This window comes from Streptomyces lydicus (assembly GCF_001729485.1).
Taxonomy (GTDB): domain Bacteria; phylum Actinomycetota; class Actinomycetes; order Streptomycetales; family Streptomycetaceae; genus Streptomyces; species Streptomyces lydicus_D.
This window is the reverse complement of sequence record NZ_CP017157.1, coordinates 6216377-6234982: the sequence shown is the minus strand read 5'-3', so window position 1 is coordinate 6234982 and position 18606 is coordinate 6216377. Positions and strand designations below refer to the sequence as shown.

14 protein-coding genes and 1 pseudogene are annotated in these 18606 nt (G+C 71.8%); 10 read left to right on the top strand and 5 right to left on the bottom strand.

Translation table 11 applies throughout. The features are described 5' to 3' along the window. Window positions 1–47: 47 nt before the first annotated feature. From SL103_RS27020 to SL103_RS27005, 4 genes are all read left to right on the top strand, one after another. Window positions 48–812 carry an NUDIX hydrolase gene (locus SL103_RS27020; protein WP_069571539.1) on the top strand — a complete coding sequence of 255 codons (765 nt, stop codon included), beginning with the start codon at window positions 48–50 and terminating at the stop codon, window positions 810–812. A gap of 557 nt (window positions 813–1369) precedes the next feature. Continuing rightward, window positions 1370–2317 (top strand): FadR/GntR family transcriptional regulator, encoded by a 948-nt coding sequence (locus tag SL103_RS27015; RefSeq protein ID WP_244304054.1) that lies wholly within the window; start codon window positions 1370–1372, stop codon window positions 2315–2317. A 404-nt stretch (window positions 2318–2721) separates the two neighbouring features. After that, entirely contained in the window at window positions 2722–4269 is a 1548-nt protein-coding gene (locus SL103_RS27010; RefSeq protein ID WP_079146306.1) for an RNA polymerase sigma factor, read from the top strand. Window positions 4270–4406: 137 nt separating this feature from the next. Continuing rightward, complete coding sequence (locus SL103_RS27005; protein ID WP_069571536.1) at window positions 4407–5216, top strand: serine protease; 810 nt, start codon at window positions 4407–4409, stop codon at window positions 5214–5216. A 123-nt stretch (window positions 5217–5339) separates the two neighbouring features. On the opposite strand, the gene SL103_RS27000 is transcribed toward SL103_RS27005, so the two are convergent. Further along, window positions 5340–5570 (bottom strand): DUF7455 domain-containing protein, encoded by a 231-nt coding sequence (locus SL103_RS27000; protein ID WP_033267354.1) that lies wholly within the window; start codon window positions 5568–5570, stop codon window positions 5340–5342. Between the two features lie 443 nt (window positions 5571–6013). Here SL103_RS27000 and SL103_RS26995 point away from each other — a divergent pair, with 443 nt between their 5' ends. The 6 genes from SL103_RS26995 to SL103_RS26970 all read left to right on the top strand — a co-directional run bounded on the left by SL103_RS26995 (window position 6014) and on the right by SL103_RS26970 (window position 12854). Further along, on the top strand, window positions 6014–8134 hold the full coding sequence (locus tag SL103_RS26995) for a DNA gyrase/topoisomerase IV subunit B (RefSeq protein WP_069571535.1): 2121 nt from the start codon (window positions 6014–6016) through the stop codon (window positions 8132–8134). A gap of 157 nt (window positions 8135–8291) precedes the next feature. Then, window positions 8292–8780 (top strand): DUF1453 family protein, encoded by a 489-nt coding sequence (locus SL103_RS26990; protein ID WP_069571534.1) that lies wholly within the window; start codon window positions 8292–8294, stop codon window positions 8778–8780. Between the two features lie 43 nt (window positions 8781–8823). After that, a complete protein-coding gene (locus SL103_RS26985) occupies window positions 8824–9990 on the top strand; it encodes a sensor histidine kinase (protein WP_069574148.1) in 1167 nt (388 codons plus the stop codon). After that, the gene (locus tag SL103_RS26980; RefSeq protein WP_069571533.1) at window positions 9987–10649 is read left to right on the top strand and encodes a response regulator transcription factor; all 663 of its coding nucleotides are present in this window, start codon (window positions 9987–9989) and stop codon (window positions 10647–10649) included. The genes SL103_RS26985 and SL103_RS26980 overlap by 4 nt, the downstream gene beginning before the upstream one ends. A 106-nt stretch (window positions 10650–10755) precedes the next feature. Next, a complete protein-coding gene (locus tag SL103_RS26975; RefSeq protein WP_069571532.1) occupies window positions 10756–11253 on the top strand; it encodes a DUF485 domain-containing protein in 498 nt (165 codons plus the stop codon). Beyond that, window positions 11250–12854 carry a solute symporter family protein gene (locus SL103_RS26970; RefSeq protein ID WP_069571531.1) on the top strand — a complete coding sequence of 535 codons (1605 nt, stop codon included), beginning with the start codon at window positions 11250–11252 and terminating at the stop codon, window positions 12852–12854. Before SL103_RS26975 ends, SL103_RS26970 begins: the two co-directional genes overlap by 4 nt. Before the next feature lie 54 nt (window positions 12855–12908). Here the strand turns inward: SL103_RS26970 and SL103_RS26965 are convergent, their stop codons facing one another. From SL103_RS26965 to SL103_RS39675, 4 genes and pseudogenes are all read right to left on the bottom strand, one after another. After that, on the bottom strand, window positions 12909–13583 hold the full coding sequence (locus tag SL103_RS26965) for a DUF7342 family protein (RefSeq protein WP_069571530.1): 675 nt from the start codon (window positions 13581–13583) through the stop codon (window positions 12909–12911). Continuing rightward, complete coding sequence (locus tag SL103_RS26960; RefSeq protein ID WP_079146003.1) at window positions 13580–15439, bottom strand: sensor histidine kinase; 1860 nt, start codon at window positions 15437–15439, stop codon at window positions 13580–13582. Before SL103_RS26960 ends, SL103_RS26965 begins: the two co-directional genes overlap by 4 nt. Before the next feature lie 339 nt (window positions 15440–15778). Continuing rightward, the gene (locus SL103_RS26955; RefSeq protein WP_069571529.1) at window positions 15779–16870 is read right to left on the bottom strand and encodes a sucrase ferredoxin; all 1092 of its coding nucleotides are present in this window, start codon (window positions 16868–16870) and stop codon (window positions 15779–15781) included. Window positions 16871–17164: 294 nt separating this feature from the next. Then, window positions 17165–18597 (bottom strand): annotated as a pseudogene (locus SL103_RS39675) (citrate/2-methylcitrate synthase). Window positions 18598–18606: the final 9 nt, after the last annotated feature.

Sequence of the window (18606 nt, the reverse complement as noted above, 5' to 3'; positions counted from 1 at the left end):
GTCCTTGCGGACCTGTTTATCGTCAGGCGGACGACTATGATCGCGCCATGCCTCCCTACGACCCGTCGGCCTTCCCGCCCTTCGCTGTCACCGTCGACCTGGTCGTGCTCACCGTGCGCCGCCATGCCCTGTGTGCGCTGGCGGTACGCCGCGGTGAGCCGCCGTTCCAGGGCCGCTGGGCGCTGCCCGGCGGGTTCGTCCGGGCCGACGAGGACCTCGGGGACGCGGCCGCCCGGGAACTCGCTGAGGAAACCGGCCTGCACGCGCAGTCCCCCGAGGGTCCGTCACCCGTCTACGGCGCACACCTCGAACAGCTCGCCACGTACGGCGACCCCAAGCGCGACCCCCGGATGCGCGTCGTCAGCGTCGCGCACCTGGTCCTCGCCCCCGACCTGCCCGCCCCCACGGCCGGCGGCGATGCCCACAGCGCGCGCTGGGCCCCGGTGGAGACCCTGCTGGAGCAGGACGACTCCCGCGCCCGCGAGGGCGAGATGGGGGCACCGCTCGCCTTCGACCACGCCAAGATCCTCAGCGACGGTGTCGAGCGGGCCCGCTCGAAGATCGAGTACTCCTCCCTCGCCACCGCCTTCTGCCCGCGCGAGTTCACCGTGGGCGAGCTCCGGCGGGTCTACGAGGCGGTCTGGGGCGTGGCGCTGGACCCCCGCAACTTCCACCGCAAGGTGACCGGCACCCCCGGGTTCCTGGTCCCGACGGGCGGCACGACCACCCGGCAGGGCGGCCGGCCCGCACAACTGTTCCGGGCGGGTGGGGCGACGTTGCTCAACCCGCCGATGCTGCGCCCTGAGGTCTGAACCCGGCGCACGCCGCCGGGGCGCCGGTGTGAGCCGGTGACGCGGCGCCCGCGGCCGTCGGGTGCCCGCGGCCGGCCGCGCCGCCCGTCACTCCTCAACTGCCGTGAAGCGCAACGCCGGTGCAACGGCGGACGCGCCGGTCCGGGGCGTACTCAGTTCCGTCGTATGAGGGTTGGCCGCCGCACCGCGCGACGCCCCCGTCGAGGCTTCCGGCGCCTAGTGATCTCCGGTCGGCCCGTCAAGCGGCCCTCCGGAATCGACCGAGGCATTTCGGTCGTGAGCCGGCTCGTGAATCAATTCTCGGAATGCGCCCCCGTGTTGGTCGCTAACCGCTCTGGCCTGCGGTGATGTAGCCATGGTGGCGGAGAGCTTCGTGTTCTGACCGAATAAAGCACCTGTTTTGACGCTGCGTTGTGATGGGCGTTGTCCATAACTCGCCGCAGGGAGCGCATTTCTTTCCGATAAAGCGTCAATTCAGGGATGGGGGGCGATCACCCTTTCGTGTGCTTTTCACCAAAGACCTCAAGGGCGTTAAGGGTGTCGCCGACAAAGGATTCGTGAGTACCCTTGCGCACACCATGATGACCGCGGCTCGCCCCGGCGACACCGGCCTCGCAGGCCCGGGCGAGCTTGACCGCTACCCCTACGCGAACGCCGCCAACGCTGCGAACGCAAACAACGCAGCCGGCCCGGACCGCGCCGAGCGTGTTTCGCAGGTCTGGGACAGCCCGGAAGCAGATATCGGCAGGGTCGGTCGACGCGCGGCGGGCAGCCGTGGCCGTGGACTGCACGGACAACTCGTCCAGCAGCTGGGCCAGATGATCGTCTCCGGCGATCTCGGCGCCGACCGCCCGCTCGTCCCCGAGGAGATCGGCCAGCGCTTCGAGGTCTCCCGCACCGTCGTCCGCGAGTCGCTGCGCGTCCTGGAGGCCAAGGGCCTCGTCAGTGCGCGCCCCAACGTGGGCACCCGGGTGCGCCCGGTCAGCGACTGGAACCTCCTCGACCCCGACATCATCGAATGGCGCGCCTACGGGCCGCAGCGCGACGACCAGCGCCGGGAGCTGTGCGAGCTGCGCTGGACCATCGAGCCGCTGGCCGCCCGGCTCGCCGCCGGGCACGGCCGCGAGGACATCCAGCAGCGGCTCGCCGACATGGTCGAGATCATGGGCCACTCCGCCGCCCAGGGCGACACCATGACCTTCTCCCGCGCCGACGCCGAGTTCCACTCGCTGCTGCTGCAGCTCGCCGGCAACCGGATGCTCGAGCACCTCTCGGGCATCGTCTCCGCCGCCCTGCACGTCTCGGGCGGTCCCGGAGGCGGCTGCGAGCGGCCCGTCGACACGTCCGTGGGCCAGCACATGCGGGTCGTCGACGCCATCGGCGCCGCCGACGCCCCGGCGGCCGAATCGGCGATGCGCCAGCTCCTCGCCGCCCACAGCGAGGGCGCCGGCCAGGGCCCCGGGACGCCCGTGGACCACGTCGTCCCCGCGCCCCGCGAGCACTGAAGCCCCGTACCCGACCGCGTACGGATCGTAGGCGCCGCGCGACCCCCGTGCCCCGCGTACCCCCTCGGGCGGGGCACGCCGTACGCGGCGAAGGCGCACAGGACCGCCGGATCCGGGGCTTCGACCGGATCCGGCGCAGGACCTTGGGAGGGTTGCATGTCATATGACTGGGAATGGGTCGTTATGGGGTGTGACTCGGGCCACGCAGATTGGGCGTAACGCTCTTCAGGGAAGCGCGATGACTTAAGAGGTGATAGCCGAGGAGGGAATACGAGCGGCGTTCGTGACGCTGTTCAACTCCCCGGTTGCCCCTGCGCCGTCGGTCCATCCCCACCGGCGGTCGTCGGCTCCGATCCACAGTGGACGGGGTCGGAAGCCGTTTCCATCGTTCCGAGAGGTTGTTCGTGTCGGCCAGCACATCCCGTACGCTCCCGCCGGAGATCGCCGAGTCCGAGTCTGTGATGGCGCTCATCGAGCGGGGAAAGGCAGATGGGCAGATCGCCGGCGATGACGTGCGTCGGGCCTTCGAGGCTGACCAGATTCCGCCAACCCAGTGGAAGAACGTTCTGCGCAGCCTCAACCAGATCCTCGACGAGGAGGGTGTGACGCTGATGGTCAGTGCCGCAGAGGCGCCCAAGCGCACCCGCAAGAGCGTCGCAGCGAAGAGTCCGGCGAAGCGCACCGCCACCAAGACCGTCGCGGCCAAGACCGCCACGGTCAAGAAGACCACCGCCGCCGCCCCCGCCCCCGTGGCGGACCCGACGGCCGGTGAGTCCGAGTCCGCGCCTGCGAAGAAGGCAGCGGCGAAGAAGACGACCGCCAAGAAGACGGTCGCGAAGAAGACCACGGCCAAGAAGGCCACCGCGAAGAAGACCGCGTCCAAGAAGGACGTCGACGAGCTGCTCGACGAGGACGTGGTCGAGGAGACCCCGACCCCCGGCAAGGACGCTCCCGAGGCCGCCGAGGGCGCCGAGAACGCCGGCTTCGTGCTGTCCGACGACGACGAGGACGACGCCCCGGCGCAGCAGGTCGCCGCGGCCGGCGCCACGGCCGACCCGGTCAAGGACTACCTCAAGCAGATCGGCAAGGTCCCGCTGCTCAACGCCGAGCAGGAGGTCGAGCTCGCCAAGCGCATCGAGGCGGGTCTGTTCGCCGAGGACAAGCTGGCGAACTCCGACAAGCTCGCCCCCAAGCTCAAGCGTGAGCTGGAGATCATCGCCGAGGACGGCCGGCGGGCCAAGAACCACCTGCTGGAGGCCAACCTCCGACTGGTCGTCTCCCTGGCCAAGCGCTACACCGGCCGCGGCATGCTCTTCCTGGACCTGATCCAGGAGGGCAACCTCGGTCTGATCCGCGCGGTCGAGAAGTTCGACTACACCAAGGGCTACAAGTTCTCGACCTACGCGACGTGGTGGATCCGCCAGGCCATCACCCGCGCCATGGCCGACCAGGCCCGCACCATCCGTATCCCCGTCCACATGGTCGAGGTCATCAACAAGCTGGCCCGCGTCCAGCGCCAGATGCTCCAGGACCTGGGCCGCGAGCCCACCCCGGAGGAGCTGGCCAAGGAACTCGACATGACCCCCGAGAAGGTCATCGAGGTCCAGAAGTACGGCCGCGAGCCGATTTCGCTGCACACCCCGCTGGGCGAGGACGGCGACAGCGAGTTCGGTGACCTCATCGAGGACTCCGAGGCGGTCGTCCCGGCCGACGCGGTCAGCTTCACCCTCCTGCAGGAGCAGCTGCACTCGGTGCTGGACACCCTCTCCGAGCGCGAGGCCGGCGTGGTCTCCATGCGCTTCGGCCTCACGGACGGCCAGCCCAAGACGCTCGACGAGATCGGCAAGGTCTACGGCGTCACGCGTGAGCGGATTCGTCAGATCGAGTCGAAGACGATGTCCAAGCTGCGTCACCCGTCCCGCTCCCAGGTGCTGCGCGACTACCTCGACTAGTCCAACCGGCCTGATTAACGCCACGAGCCCGGCACTCCAGTGTGGAGTGGCCGGGCTCGTCGCGCGTCCGAGTGCGCGGCGAGGCCGATTCGGGTCACTCTGGGTGGGCGCACACTGTCCGAGAGTCAGGAGCTCGTATGCGTCGGAGCGCACGCGCCGCTTGTGGAGCCCTCGCGCTGGTCCTTGCGCTGCCGGCGTCGGCGGTGGCGGACGAATCGGTGATCGGCGGAAAGCCCGCCCAGCTGTCCCAGAGCCCCTGGGCGGTGGCCCTGGCCTCCCACGACCGCTTCGGGGCCCAGCGGTCCGGACAGTTCTGCGGCGGGGTGCTCGTCGGGCACTCCACGGTGGTCACCGCCGCGCACTGCCTGAGCAAGGAGGTGCTGGGCGTCCCGTGGCAGCAGGTGAAGGACCTGCGGATCGTCGTCGGCCGGGACAATCTGACCGGTGGTGGTGGCCAGGAGCTGAAGCCGGCCAAGATCTGGGTGAATCCCCGCTATGACAGGTGGACGAACGAGGGCGACATGGCCGTCCTCACGCTCGAAAGGCCCGTCCCGAACCGACCCATCCCCATAGCGGGACTGCGTGACGCCGCCTACCGGCCGGGCGGCCGGGCCACGGTCTACGGCTGGGGCGACACCACCGGCGCGGGTCGCTATGCGACACGGCTACGGTCCGCGCACGTCAATGTGCTGCGCGACGCCATCTGCACGCGGGCCTATCCGGGAACCGCGGACGGCACCTACCGGTCCCGGTCGATGCTGTGCGCGGGGGAGCCGGACGGGGGCCGGGACGCCTGCCAGGGGGACAGCGGCGGGCCGCTGGTCGTGCGCGGGCGACTGGTGGGGCTGGTGTCCTGGGGGACCGGCTGCGGGCAGGCAGGCAATCCCGGGGTGTACACGCGGGCCTCGGCCCTGCTCCCGGCGGTGGCGGCACATGGGGCCGGCTGAGACGCGGGGAGCGATGGGTGAGAGGTGAGCGGACGCACGAGTGCGGGCGGTCTCCCCGGGGTGCCGGGGAACCGCCCGCCGCACGGCGCTTTGCCGCTGCTCGCTCGTCGTGGATGCGAAGTGTCAGCGTTCCTCGTCGGACGCAGACGCCGGAGGGGCGGTCAGCCGCTCCGTCTCGTCCTGTATTTCCGCGGCGATCTTCTTGAGTTCTGGCTCGAACTTGCGACCGTGGTGGGCGCAGAAGAGCAGTTCTCCGCCGGACATCAGGACGACGCGCAGGTATGCCTGGGCGCCGCAGCGGTCGCAGCGGTCAGCGGCCGTCAGCGGGCTCGCGGGTGTCAGAACAGTAGTCACGTCGCCTCTTCTCTAGCTCGACGAGCTGTCGTACCAGGGTCAACATCCAACCAGGCCGAAAACGTTCCCGCTCGTGCCTTTTCCTCGAAAAAATTCTTCGAGGGGGCCGGGTGCTGCCGGGTGGCGGCGAATGAGCCGTATTGCTTGGTGGTCTGATTCACGTTGGGTGCTGGGTCTGTCCCCCCGGCTGGCTTGCCGGTTGTTGATGAGGACGTGCCCGGAGCCTAAATGGTTCATGCCTCGAAGGGAACGTGATGTGCACGTCATCCGGACGTCACCCCAACGAGCGATCGAACGTACGAGCGAAATTCTACTACCATGAGCATGCGTACGGGTGGCGTCACATCGGCTCTACTGGGCCTCGGTACCCTCTCACCGGCGACACCGCCACAACCGAGTCCGCGGAATGCGGACTGCCAGAAATTCAGCGAGGAGCGAACCGCGTGACCGCCGAGATGTCCGTGCCGTCCACCGCAGTGCTGACCGGGGCAGACCGGGACGGGTCCAACTACACCGCGCGGCATCTGCTCGTCCTCGAGGGCCTCGAGGCCGTCCGCAAGCGCCCCGGCATGTACATCGGCTCGACGGACAGTCGCGGCCTGATGCACTGCCTGTGGGAAATCATCGACAACTCCGTCGACGAGGCCCTGGGCGGCTACTGCGATCACATCGAGGTGATCCTCCACGACGACGGGTCGGTGGAGGTCCGCGACAACGGTCGCGGCATCCCCGTCGATGTCGAGCCCAAGACCGGCCTGAGCGGCGTCGAGGTCGTGATGACCAAGCTGCACGCCGGCGGAAAGTTCGGCGGCGGCTCGTACGCGGCCTCCGGCGGTCTGCACGGTGTGGGTGCCTCCGTCGTCAACGCCCTCTCCGCGCGGCTCGACGTCGAGGTCGACCGCAGCAGCAAGACGCACGCGATCAGTTTCCGCCGCGGCGTCCCCGGGATCTTCACCGAATCGGGCCCCGACGCCCCGTTCGACCCGGGCAACGGCCTGATCAAGGGCAAGCGGATCGCCAAGACCAAGACCGGCACCCGGGTGCGCTACTGGGCCGACCGGCAGATCTTCCTCAAGGACGCCAAGCTCTCCCTGGAGACGCTGCACGCCCGCGCCCGGCAGACAGCCTTCCTCGTGCCGGGGCTGACCCTCGTCGTCCGCGACGAGCGCGGCATCGACGGTGCCGGCAAGACCGAGGAGACCTTCCGCTACGACGGCGGCATCAGCGAGTTCTGCGAGTACCTGGCGCAGGACAAGGCCGTCTGCGACGTCCTGCGGCTGACCGGCCAGGGCACCTTCAAGGAGACCGTCCCGGTCCTCGACGACCGTGGGCACATGACACCGACCGAAGTCACCCGGGAACTGGGCGTCGACATCGCGCTGCGCTGGGGCACCGGCTACGACTCCACGGTCAGGTCGTTCGTCAACATCATCGCCACCCCCAAGGGCGGCACCCACGTTTCCGGCTTCGAGCGGGCGGTCGCCAAGACCGTCAACGAGGTCCTGCGGTCGAGCAAGCTGCTCAGGGTCGCCGAGGACGACGTCGTCAAGGACGACGCCATGGAGGGTCTCACCGCGGTGGTGACCGTCCGGCTCGCGGAGCCGCAGTTCGAGGGCCAGACCAAGGAGGTGCTGGGCACCTCCGCGGCTTCCCGGATCGTCGCCCAGGTGGTGAGCCGGGAGCTGAAGGCGTTCCTGACCTCGACGAAGCGGGACGACAAGCAGCAGGCGCGCGCCGTCCTGGAGAAGATCGTCGCCGCGGCCCGTACGCGCATCGCCGCCCGCCAGCACAAGGAGGCCCAGCGGCGGAAGACGGCGCTGGAGTCCTCCTCGCTGCCGGCCAAGCTGGCGGACTGCCGCAGCGACGACGTCGACCGCAGCGAACTCTTCATCGTCGAGGGTGACTCGGCACTGGGCACCGCGAAGCTGGCGCGGAGTTCGGAATTCCAGGCGCTGCTGCCGATCCGCGGCAAGATCCTGAATGTCCAGAAGGCATCGGTCTCGGACATGCTCAAGAACGCCGAGTGCGGCGCCATCATCCAGGTCATAGGGGCCGGATCCGGCCGCACCTTCGACATCGACGCCGCCCGCTACGGCAAGGTCATCTTCCTTGCCGACGCGGACGTCGACGGTGCCCACATCCGCATCCTGCTGCTGACCCTCTTCCAGCGCTACATGCGGCCGATGGTCGAGCAGGGCCGGGTCTTCTCCGCCGTCCCGCCGCTGCACCGCGTCGAACTGACGAATCCCAAAAAGGGCCAGGACAAGTACATCTACACCTACTCGGACAACGAACTGCGCCAGACGCTGCTCGAACTCCAGGCCAAGAAGATCCGCTACAAGGACAGCATCCAGCGCTACAAGGGCCTCGGTGAGATGGACGCCGACCAGCTCGCGGAGACGACGATGGACCCGCGCCACCGCACCCTGCGCCGGATCAACATCAGCGACCTCGACGCGGCCGAGAAGGCGTTCGACCTCCTGATGGGCAACGAAGTGGCGCCCCGTAAGGAGTTCATCACCAACTCCGCCGCCACTCTGGACCGTTCGCGCATCGACACCTGAGCGCACCGCGGCTCGTGACGGGCGTCTCTCCACCCCCGGGTGGAGAGACGCCCGTCGCGCTTTCCACCCGGGACCCACCCTGGCGCCGATCCGGGCGCCCGCGGCTCTCCGTAGCGTCGGAAAGGTCGGAAATCCCCGTCCCACGGAGGCTCAGGTCATGAGCGGCCTGCTCAACATCGTTGTGATCGTCGCGGCTGTCGCGTTCGTGTTCATCCGGCAGTTCCAGGCGCAGCGCCTCACCGCCGAGGGCCGGAAGTGGTGGCTGATCCCCGCCGTTCTGACGTTCCTGGCGGTGCGGCAGCCCGGTCTCCTGGACCCCCACCACACGACGGCCTCCGTGGTCCTGCTCGGTGCCGAGCTCCTGACCGCCCTGGCCTGCGGCGCCGGGTGGGCCTGGACGACGCGGATATGGACGGACCCGGACGGCGAGGTGTGGACCAAGGGCAGCTGGGCGGCGGCCGGCGTCTGGCTGGGCGCGATGGCGCTGCGGGCCGGCCTCATGGGGATCGGCGCGCTCCTGGGCGTCCACCAGGGCAGCGCCGCGATCATGCTCGGCGTCGCGGCGATGCTGCTGACCCGGTCCGGTGTCACCACCTGGCGGGCCCAGGGCATGCGGCAGACGTACCGTGTTCCTGTCGCTGGATGAGGCCCTGCGGACCGTACCGCTCCGCACCGACGAAGGACCGTACGTGCCGCTGAACTCCTGGACGAGCTGGCCCTTGAGGGAGGCGCTGTCCCGGGCTGGCGTCAGCGGCGCCCGGCTGTGGATCGGCCGGTCGATGCGCATCCTGGTGGTCGCGGGACTGGTGTGGTCCACCCTGGTGGGGCCGGGCTTCCGCGGCTGGTCCCTGGTGGCGGCGCTCGCCGGAACGGCCCTCGTACTGCTGGCGTTCCGCGGCTTCTTCCGGATGACGCTGGCACGCCGTCTGTGGCCGTCCGTCGCGCTGTTCGCCGTACTGGAGGCGGCGGCCTTCGGATTCCAGCACGCCGGGGCGCACGCGCCCGCGATCGTCCTGTGGTGCGCCTGCGCCATCACCGCCATGGAGCGGTTGCCGCTGAGCGCCGCCGTACCGTGCTCCGCCGCCGCCCTCGGGGCCTACGCCGTGGTGAACACCGACAACTGGCTGACGACGGTGGCCACCACCGGGGGGCTGGCGCTGGCCGGCTACGTCATCCGGCTGGACGCGGAGGCGCGCGGCAATGCCCATCGGCTGCTGGCCCAGGAACGCGCGGCCCGCAAGGCGGAGGCGGAATCGGCGGCGCTGACCGAGCGGGGGCGGATCGCACGCGAGATCCACGATGTCCTCGCCCACAGCCTCAGCGCCCAGTTGGTGCACCTGGAGGCGGCGCGGTTGCTGATCCAGCGCAGCACCGACCTGGAGGCGGACCGCGAACAGCTTCTGGAGCGGGTGGTCGCGTGCCGCGGAATGGCCCGTGAAGGGCTTGACGGCACCCGTGAGGCCCTTTCGGCCCTGCGCGGGGAGATGATCCCGATCGAGGACTTCCTGCGCCGTCTGACGGCCGCTGAGGGCGTTCGCCTCGATGTCACCGGAGAGGCTCGCGCGCTGCCGGCCGAGGCCGGCCTCGCGGTCCGCAGGGTGGCCCAGGAGGCGCTGACCAACGTACGCAAGCACGCCCGGGGAGCCCGGGTGCACGTCCGGCTGGAGTACGCGGACGAGGAGGTGGGCCTGGAGGTGCGCGACTCCGGCGGCCGCGAACCGGCCGGTGAGCTGGCCGGGAGCGGTTCCGGGTACGGTCTGCTCGGGATGCGGGAGCGCGCCGAACTCCTCGGCGGAACGCTGGAGTCCGGCCCCGATGAGGAGGGTTTCGTGGTGCGGTTGCGGGTGCCCGCATGACGGCGCGCGTCGTGGTGGCCGACGACCAGACGGTGGTGCGCGAGGGAATCGTGATGCTGCTGGGGCTGTTGCCGGACATCGAGGTCGTCGGATCGGCCGCGGACGGCGAGGAGGCGGTCCGTCTGGTGGCCGAATGCGCCCCGGACGTCGTCCTGATGGACCTGCGCATGCCGCGCTGCGACGGGGTGGAGGCCACCCGCCGGATCCGCGCCGACCACCCCGGCACCCAGGTCGTGGTGCTCACCACCTACGCCGACGACGACGACCTCTTCCCCGCCCTGCGGGCCGGCGCCCGCGGCTACCTGACCAAGGACGCGGACGGCGACGAGATCGCCCGAGCCGTCGCCGGCGTGCTCTCCGGGGAGGCCGGCCTCTCGCCGCAGATCCAGCGCAGGCTCCTGGAGCGCGTCACGGAGCCCGTGAGAGCCGTGCCGCCACCGCCGGACGAGCCGCCGGACGGGCTGACCGCCCGCGAGGTGGAGGTGCTGCGGCTGGTCGCCGAGGGCCAGTCCAACCCGGAGATCGCCCGCACGCTGCACGTCTCCACCGCGACCGTGAAGACCCACATCAACAACCTCTTCGCCAAAGCGGGGCTGCGGGACCGCGCCCAGGCCATCCGCTACGCCTACCGCCACGGCCTCGCACAGCCACCCGGATAACTCATCACCTGATGGGGTGAAGGGTTCGGAATGAGACATCCGGGATCTTCCTTTCTGTCCACCCTTGCCCGCACGGACAGCAAACCCGTGCAACAAGGAGAGTTCGGTGGACAAGCAGGACGGCCGCTCGGCCGGTGAGCCAGGGGCCGTACGGCTCGACGACCCCTGGTACGACACCCTCGCCTCCGGGTGGGGCCAGGCGCGGGACGCCGCGGAGCCGGCGGGCGAGGGGGCCCGTACACCGGCGGCCCCGCCCCGGGCGCAACCACGGTCCGCGACCCACGACGAGATCTATCTGGCGGTGCAGCGCAGCGGGGCCTTCCAGGAGGTGCGGCGGCGCTACCGGCGGTTCGTCGTGCCCGCCACGGCGGCCTTCCTGGCCTGGTACCTGGCCTACGTGGGCGCGGCGGTCGCCGCACCGGGCCTGATGGCCCGGCCCGTCGCGGGGGCCCTGAACGTGGCGATGCTCGCCGGGCTCGGCCAGTTCGCCACCACGTTCCTGCTCACCTGGGCGTACGCCCGCCACGCGCGGCTGCGCCGGGACCGTGTGGCGCTCGACATCCGCTGGGAGACCCAGGAGCTGACCGGGGGGAACGCCCGGTGACCGGCGACCACCAGACCCTCGCGCTGGTCCTGTTCAGCGGGTTCATCGCGGTCACGCTCGCGATCACCACCTGGGTGAGCCGCCGCCGGCGGGGCTCCGCCGAGGAGTTCTACGCCGGCGGCCGGCTCTTCTCGCCCATGGAGAATGGTTTCGCCATCGCGGGCGACTACATGTCCGCCGCGTCCTTCCTCGGCATCTCCGGACTCATCGCCCTCTTCGGCTACGACGGCATGCTGTACCTGGTCGGCTTCCTCGTCGCCTGGCTCCTCGTGCTCTTCCTCGTCGCCGAACTGGTCCGCAACTGCGGACGGTTCACGCTGGCCGATGTGGTCGCCGCACGGATGCGGGAGCGCCCCGTCCGACGCGCGGTGGGCGCGGCGTCGGTCACCGTGTCCGTGCTCTATCTGGTGGCCCAGATGGTCGGCGCCGGCAGCCTGGTGTCGCTGCTCCTCGGTGACGCGGGGGCGCAGGCCCGTACCTGGATGGTGATCGGGGTGGGCGCCTTGATGGTGTTCTACGTCGCCTTCGGCGGTATGCGGGCCACGACCTGGATCCAGATCGTCAAGGCCGTGCTCCTCCTGGGCGGCGCCCTCGCCCTGACCACGCTGGTGGTGCTCCGTTTCCACGGCGATGCCAACGCGCTGCTGAAAACCGCCGCCGAACGCAGCGGCCACGGAAAGGACTTCCTCGCACCGGGCCTCAAATACGGCGGCGACTGGACCGCGCGGCTCGACTTCATCAGCCTCGGGCTCGCGCTCGTCCTGGGGACCGGCGGGCTGCCGCACATCCTGTCCCGCTTCTACACCGTTCCCACGGCGCGTGCCGCCCGTCGGTCCGCCGTCTGGGCCATCGGACTGATCGGCGGCTTCTACCTGATGACCATCGTGCTCGGCTTCGGCGCGGCCGCCGTACTGGGCAGCGACGCCGTCCGCGCGTCCAACACGGGCGGCAACACCGCGGTACCGCTGCTCGCCCTCGACCTGGGCGGCGGCGCCGGTTCGACCGGCGGAACGGTGCTGTTCGCCGTGGTGGCCGCGGTCGCCTTCGCCACCATCCTGGCCGTGGTCGCCGGCCTCACGCTCGCCTCGTCCGCGTCCGTCGCCCACGACCTGTACGCCTCGCTGCGGCGCCCGCGCGCCGAGGAGCGGGGCGCCCGGCGCAGTGAGGTGGCCGTGGCCCGCATCGCCGCGGTGGCCGTCGGCGCGGCCGCCATCGGCCTGGCCCTGCTCGCCCGGAACCTGAACGTCGCCTTCCTGGTGGGCCTGGCCTTCGCCGTCGCCGCGTCGGCCAACCTCCCGGCCCTCCTGTACGCCCTGTTCTGGCGGCGCTTCACCACCAGGGGCGCGGTGTGGTCCGTGTACGGCGGCCTGATCCCGGCGCTCACCCTGGTCGCCCTCTCACCGGTGGTCTCCGGCAGCCCGGATGCGCTCTTCCCGGGGCAGGACTTCGCGGTCTTCCCGCTCGCCAACCCGGGGGTGGTGTCGATCCCGCTGGGCTTCCTGATGGGCTGGCTGGGCACGGTGCTGTCCCCGGAGGCGGCGGACGCGGCGCGGCATGCGGAGACGGAGGTACGGGCGCTCACCGGGGCCGGCGCGGCCTGAACGTCCGGCCGGACGACGGGCGTCACCGGCCCGGGCGACCGGCCGGAACGGGCCTCAAACCCAGTCGTAACGATGCTCGGGACGGCCGGTCTCGCCGTACCTGAGGCTCAGACGCACCCGTCCGGCGCGCTCCAGGAGCTTGAGGTAGCGCTGCGCGGTCTGCCGGCTCAACCCCGCCTGAAGGGCGACTTCCTGGGCCGAGAGCGGGGCGTCCGCGGAGCGCAGGACGGAGCGCACACGGTCGGCGGTCGCGGTGGAGTGCCCCTTGGGCAGCTCGGCCGGACCGGCATTGGCCGCGCCCAACGCGCCGAAGATCCGGTCCACTTCGGACTGCTCCGCCTGCCCGCCGTCGGCGAACGTACGGTGCAGCGCCGCGTAGCTCTCCAACTTGGAGCGCAGGCCCGCGAAGGTGAACGGCTTGACCAGATACTGCAGCGCGCCGTGCCGCATCGCCGCCTGTACGGTCGCCACGTCGCGGGCCGCCGTCACCATGATGACGTCGGTGAGCAGTCCGCGCCGCCGCAGATCGGCCACCAACTGGAGCCCCGTTCCGTCGGGCAGGTAGTGGTCCAGGAGGATCAGATCGACGGGGTGGGTCTCCAGGGCCGCGAGGGCCTCACCCGCGCTGTGCGCGACACAACTGACCCGGAAGTCGCTGACCTTGGCGACGTACGCCGCGTTGATCCGCGCGACCTGTGCGTCGTCGTCCACGACGAGTACGTCGATCATCGCCCGGCCTCCCCGGACTTCGGGACCTCTGTGGACGCCGTGGCCTCCGTGGCGTCCGCGGCGCGGCCCGCGCGCCGGGTTGCCGCGGCCTGCCCGGTGGCGGGGGGAGCCGCGCCCGCGTCCCGCCGGGGCGCGCGCTCCGGCCCGGGGAGCTCCTCGGCCAGCGCGTCGGGGACCGTCACCGTGAAAACCGCGCCGCCGCCGGGGCGTTCACCGACCTCGGCACCGCCGCCGTAGCGCTCGGCGAGCCGCCGTACGAGCGCCAGACCGATCCCGCGCTGCCCGTGGGCGGGCGGCTGCTTGGTCGTCCAGCCTTCGGTGAAGATCTCCGCGCGACGCGCCTCGGGGACGCCCGGCCCGTTGTCGCTGACGCGCACGACGGCGGTCCGGCCCTCGGCACGGACCTCCACCTCCACCTGGGCGGCACGCTCACCGGAGGTGGCGTCCAGGGCGTTGTCGACGAGGTTGCCGAGCACGGTGACCAGGCTGTGCGGGTCGACCAGACGGTCGGGCAGCCGGGTAGCGGGCGCGATGCGCAGGGAGACGCCCCGTTCGGTGGCGACGGTGGCCTTGCCCACCAACAGGGCGGCCAGCAGCGGATCGTGGATCCGCTCGGTGACCTGCTCGGCGGTCGCCCGGTGCGTACCCACGGCCTGGGTCACGAACTCCACGGCCTCCTCGTGCAGGCCCAGTTCCAGCAGGCCCAGCAGCGTGTGCAGCCGGTTGGCGTGCTCGTGGTCCTGGGCGCGCAGGGCGTCGATCAGGCCACGCGTGCCGTCCAGTTCGCGGCCCAGCCGCTCCAGTTCGGTGCGATCGCGCAAGGTGACCACGGCGCCCCCGTCGTCGGTCGGCATGCGATTCGCGACCAGGACCCGCTGTCCGCTGACGGCCAGCAGGTCCGCGCCCGAAACCCGCCCGGCCAGCACATCGGTCGTCCGGGACGGTGGCAGGGCCGCGTCCAGGGGGCGGCCGGTGTCCTCGGGGCGCAGGTCGAGGAGGCGCTGGGCCTCGTCGTTCATCAGGCGGATCCGGCCGCGCCCGTCGAGTGCGAGGAAGCCCTCACGGATGCCGTGCAGCATCGCCTCGCGCTCGGCGAGCAGTGCGGAGATGTCGGAGAAGGCCAGGTCATGGGTCCGGCGCTGGAGGCGGCGGGAGACGAGGAAGGCGGCCAGCGCGCCCACCGCGAGCGCCCCGCCGGCGTAGGCGAGCAGCTGCGGAACGGTGGACAGCAGCCGTTGCTGCACGCTCTCGTAGGCGATGCCGACCGAGACGGCGCCGACGACCTTGCCGTTCTCGTCCCGCAGCGGCACCTTGCCGCGCGCCGACCGGCCGAGGGTGCCCTCGTCGATCTGCATGACCTGTTTGCCGGAGAGCGCGGCGCTCGGGTCGGTGGAGACGTGGTGGCCGATCTCGTCCGGGTCGGTGTGGGACCAGCGCACCCCGCGCTTGTCCATGATCACTACGTATTCGGCCCCGGTGGCGGCGCGGATCCGCTCCGCCTCGTTCTGAACGGGGCCGTGGCGGGACGGGCGGGAGGTCTCCAGGGCGTCGTCGAGTCGCGACTCGGCGGCGGTGGTCTGGGCGATGGCGAGTGCCCTGCGCATCGCCTGGTCGTCGAGCTGGGCGCTGAGCGGGGCGAGGAACAGCCCGGTCGCCAGGGCGGTGACCCCGGTCGCGATGGCCAGCTGCACCAGCAGGACCTGGGAGAACACGCGGCGCGGCCAGCCCAGCCGGGGGCGCGTCAGACGCAGTCCGGGGGACGTGTCGCCGGCGGTCGGCGCGGTGGGAGGAAACGGCGCGTGACCCGAGGACCCGGTGGCTCTCGGGCGCGGAACCGAAGCTTCCTTCTCGCCCATACGAACGAACAGTAAGCGCGGGGGTGGCCGGGCGGGTAATCCCCTGGGCCCCGAATTCGGAGGGTGTCCGGGTGGCGACGCGCAGCGGGGACAGGCGTCGGGGACGGGTGCTGGGGACGGCGTCGGGACGCGGGGCGGGCGGAGTTATCCACAGCCCTTTCGGTCGCGTTTCGTGCACACCTAGTCTCGCTGTGTGAGCGGAGATCGCTCAGCCACCCGGACGACCGGGTGGACGTCGAGCGGGCTGCGGTCGAGGCGCAGCCGGAGAACAACGGGGGTGGTGGCGGTGGAGCGGAAGCCGGTAGGGGTGGCGTGGAAGCGGCCAGGAGCCGTGTGCGGTCAGCCGGACAAGGCGGCCGTGTCCGCGGTGGCGGTGACAGCCGTGACCACCATGCGGGCCGGCGGGGCGAGCGGGGCGCCGCAACTGGCGGGTGCCGGCGCGCCGTCCGCCCGCTGCTCGACGGTGACGCGCCAGGAGCGGCCGTCGGCGTGCGCGACGGTGACCGTCCAGGCGGGTGTCTCTTCACCCGGGACGGCGGTGTCGTGGGACACGGTGTGGTGGGGCGGTGCCGTGTCCTCGGCCGGCTCGGGGGCCTGGGGCGGCGTGGAGCCGTCGGGCGCAGGGCCGCGGGGCGGGGCAGTGTCCTGGGGCCGGGTGGGGGCGTGCGGCGGCCGGGGCTGGGGCGGCACCCGGTCGGTGCGTACGACGTCGAGGACGTCGGCGCGGTCCTCCCCGAGGAGTTCACGGACCGCGAGGTCCGCGGCCTGGGCCGGGCGGTCCCACGTCGAGCGGCCGCGGCAGTGGTCGAGAGCGATACGGCCATCGCGCGCCGCCGCCACGGCGTCCGCGGCCAGAGAGAGCGAGGAACGCCCGTAGGCGTAGCCGTAGGGGAGGACGAAGAGTGTGGGGGCGAACCGGTGCCCGCCGATGTGGGTGACTTCCCAGACCTCGGTTCCGGCGGCGGCGAGTTCGGCGGCCAGGGGGCGGCCGAGGAGGGCGCAGCAGCGGTCCCGCTTGCCGTTGGTGCACACGAGGACCAGCGGTTCGCCGGTATAGCGCTCCCAGAGGCCGCCGTGCTCGCCGGCGCCGAGGGCGGCGAAGTCCAGCCCGAGGGCCGCCTGCGGATCGGCGACGGTGGTCGTACGGATCCAGGAACGTCCCGGGGCGGTGTGGGCGAGGAACAGCCGGTGCCGGGTGGCGCCGTGGCGGTCGGCGTGACGTCCTGGCCTGCGGATGAGGGCGACACGGACGCCCGTGCCCTTCGCGGCGGCCTCCACGGCTCGCCCGAGGGCGGGATCGAGATGGCTGGCCGTCAGTGCTTTGGCTCCCCAGGGCCCGGTCTGCTCGACGAGTAGCCAGGTACGGGCGGTGGCCGCGGTTCCGGCGAGCGGTTCGGCCGCATCAAGGGAAGCGGTGGCGCAGAGACTCACGTCGGCGAGCCTAACTTCCTTCGGGCGGAGGCCGATGGCGGGGAGGGGAGGGCGGGCGGGGCGAGGGGACGGTGGGAGGGGCCGTCGCGTGGGTGCGGTCGGGGGAGGGGCGGTGGAGGGGAGGGTGGGGGAGGGGGAGGGGCCCCGGGAGTCGGGTCTCGGCTGAGTTCGCCCATTCCCAGTCCCACCCCACCCTGGCCCATCCCAGCCCCGCCCGGCCCCGGCCCCGTCCCAGTCCCGCTCGGCCCACCCCAGCCCAACGCCGGGTGCTCCCCTTCAGCCTGGCCCCGACCCTTACGGCAGCGGCAGTGGTTGCGGAGGGCGGGGGCCGGAGTACTGGCCGCTGGGGCGCATGCGGAGTGGGGCTTCGTCGTACTCCTCCAGGGCGTGGGCGATCCAGCCGGCGGTTCGGGCGACGGCGAAGACGGTCTCGCCCGCCTCGGCAGGCATGCCCGTCGCGACCGTCAGGACGGCCAGTGCGAGGTCGACGTTGGCGTGCAGTTCCTTGTGGCGGGCCGTGGTGGCGATGACCTCTCGTGCGGCCTGGAGGGCGGGGCGGGCCCGCGGTACGTCCTCCAGCAGCGCGAAGAGGGCGCGGGCCCGCGGGTCCTCGCCCGGATAGAGGGGATGGCCCAGGCCGGGCACCAGGCGGCCGGCGCGCAGATGGTCGGCGACGACCGCCGCCGCGCTGCCGCGGTCCAGCACCTCCAGCAGCATGCGGTGGGCAAGTCCGCTGGCCGCGCCGTGCAGCGCGCCGTCCAGGGCCCCGAAGCCGGCCGAGACGATCGCGTAGGGGTGGGCACGGGCGGAGGCGGCCACCCGGACCGCGAGGGTCGAGGCGGCGAGGTCGTGGTCGATGAGCAGGACGAGTGCGGCGTCCAGGACGCGGAGGGATGGTGGGTCGGCCGGTTCGGAGGTCAGCCGTGACCAGAGGCGAGGTGCGAGCGGGCCGTCGTCGGCGCCCGGTTCGGGAGCCGGTTGGCCGGCGGCTCCCGATTCGGCGGAGCTCCGCCCGGCAGTGCCCTGCTCGCCGACCCCCTGCTCGCCGACCCCCGATCGCCGACCCCCCGCCCGTCACCAGCCTGCTCGGCACCAGCGGGCCGCTCACCGGCCCGCCCCTCATCCGCCCGCTCCACGGGTCGCGTGGCGTCGCGTCGGGGCAGGGCCTCGACGAGGGTCGGGATGAGGCTGCGGGCGGTGTCGAGGACGGCGCGTTCGGACAGGTCGAAGCGCAGCGGGTCCGCGGCGGCCGCGGCGATCACCGCGACCTGCAGCCGGTCCATGGGGCCGGTGTGGGCCGGCAGCGCGTCCACGGCGCGGCGGGCCGCGGCGAGCGCGTCGTGCGGGGCGGTGAAGCGGACGCCGCGGCGCATCTCACCGGTCCACAGCCACTCGGCGACCTCCTCGTAGCTGTGGTGGGCGGCGAGCTCCGAGGTGTCGACGCCGCGGAAGTAGCAGTGATCGCGGTCGATCAGCGTGATGCCGGTGCGAACGGCCAACTCGCTGCCGGCGCCTGACGGTTCGCGCCGGCCGCCGCGCCGGGCCAGCGCGTCGACCTCCTTCGCGTCGAAGGTGCTGCCCCGCCCGCCGGGCTCCCGTCGGCTGGTCAGCTGGCCGCGGCTGACGTACGCGTACACCGTCTCGGGTTTCACGCCGAGGCGGTCGGCCGCTTCCCGGGTGCTGAGCCGCCGCTCGTCAGGGTCCTGCGCCACGTCGTGATCCGTCATGAGGTCACC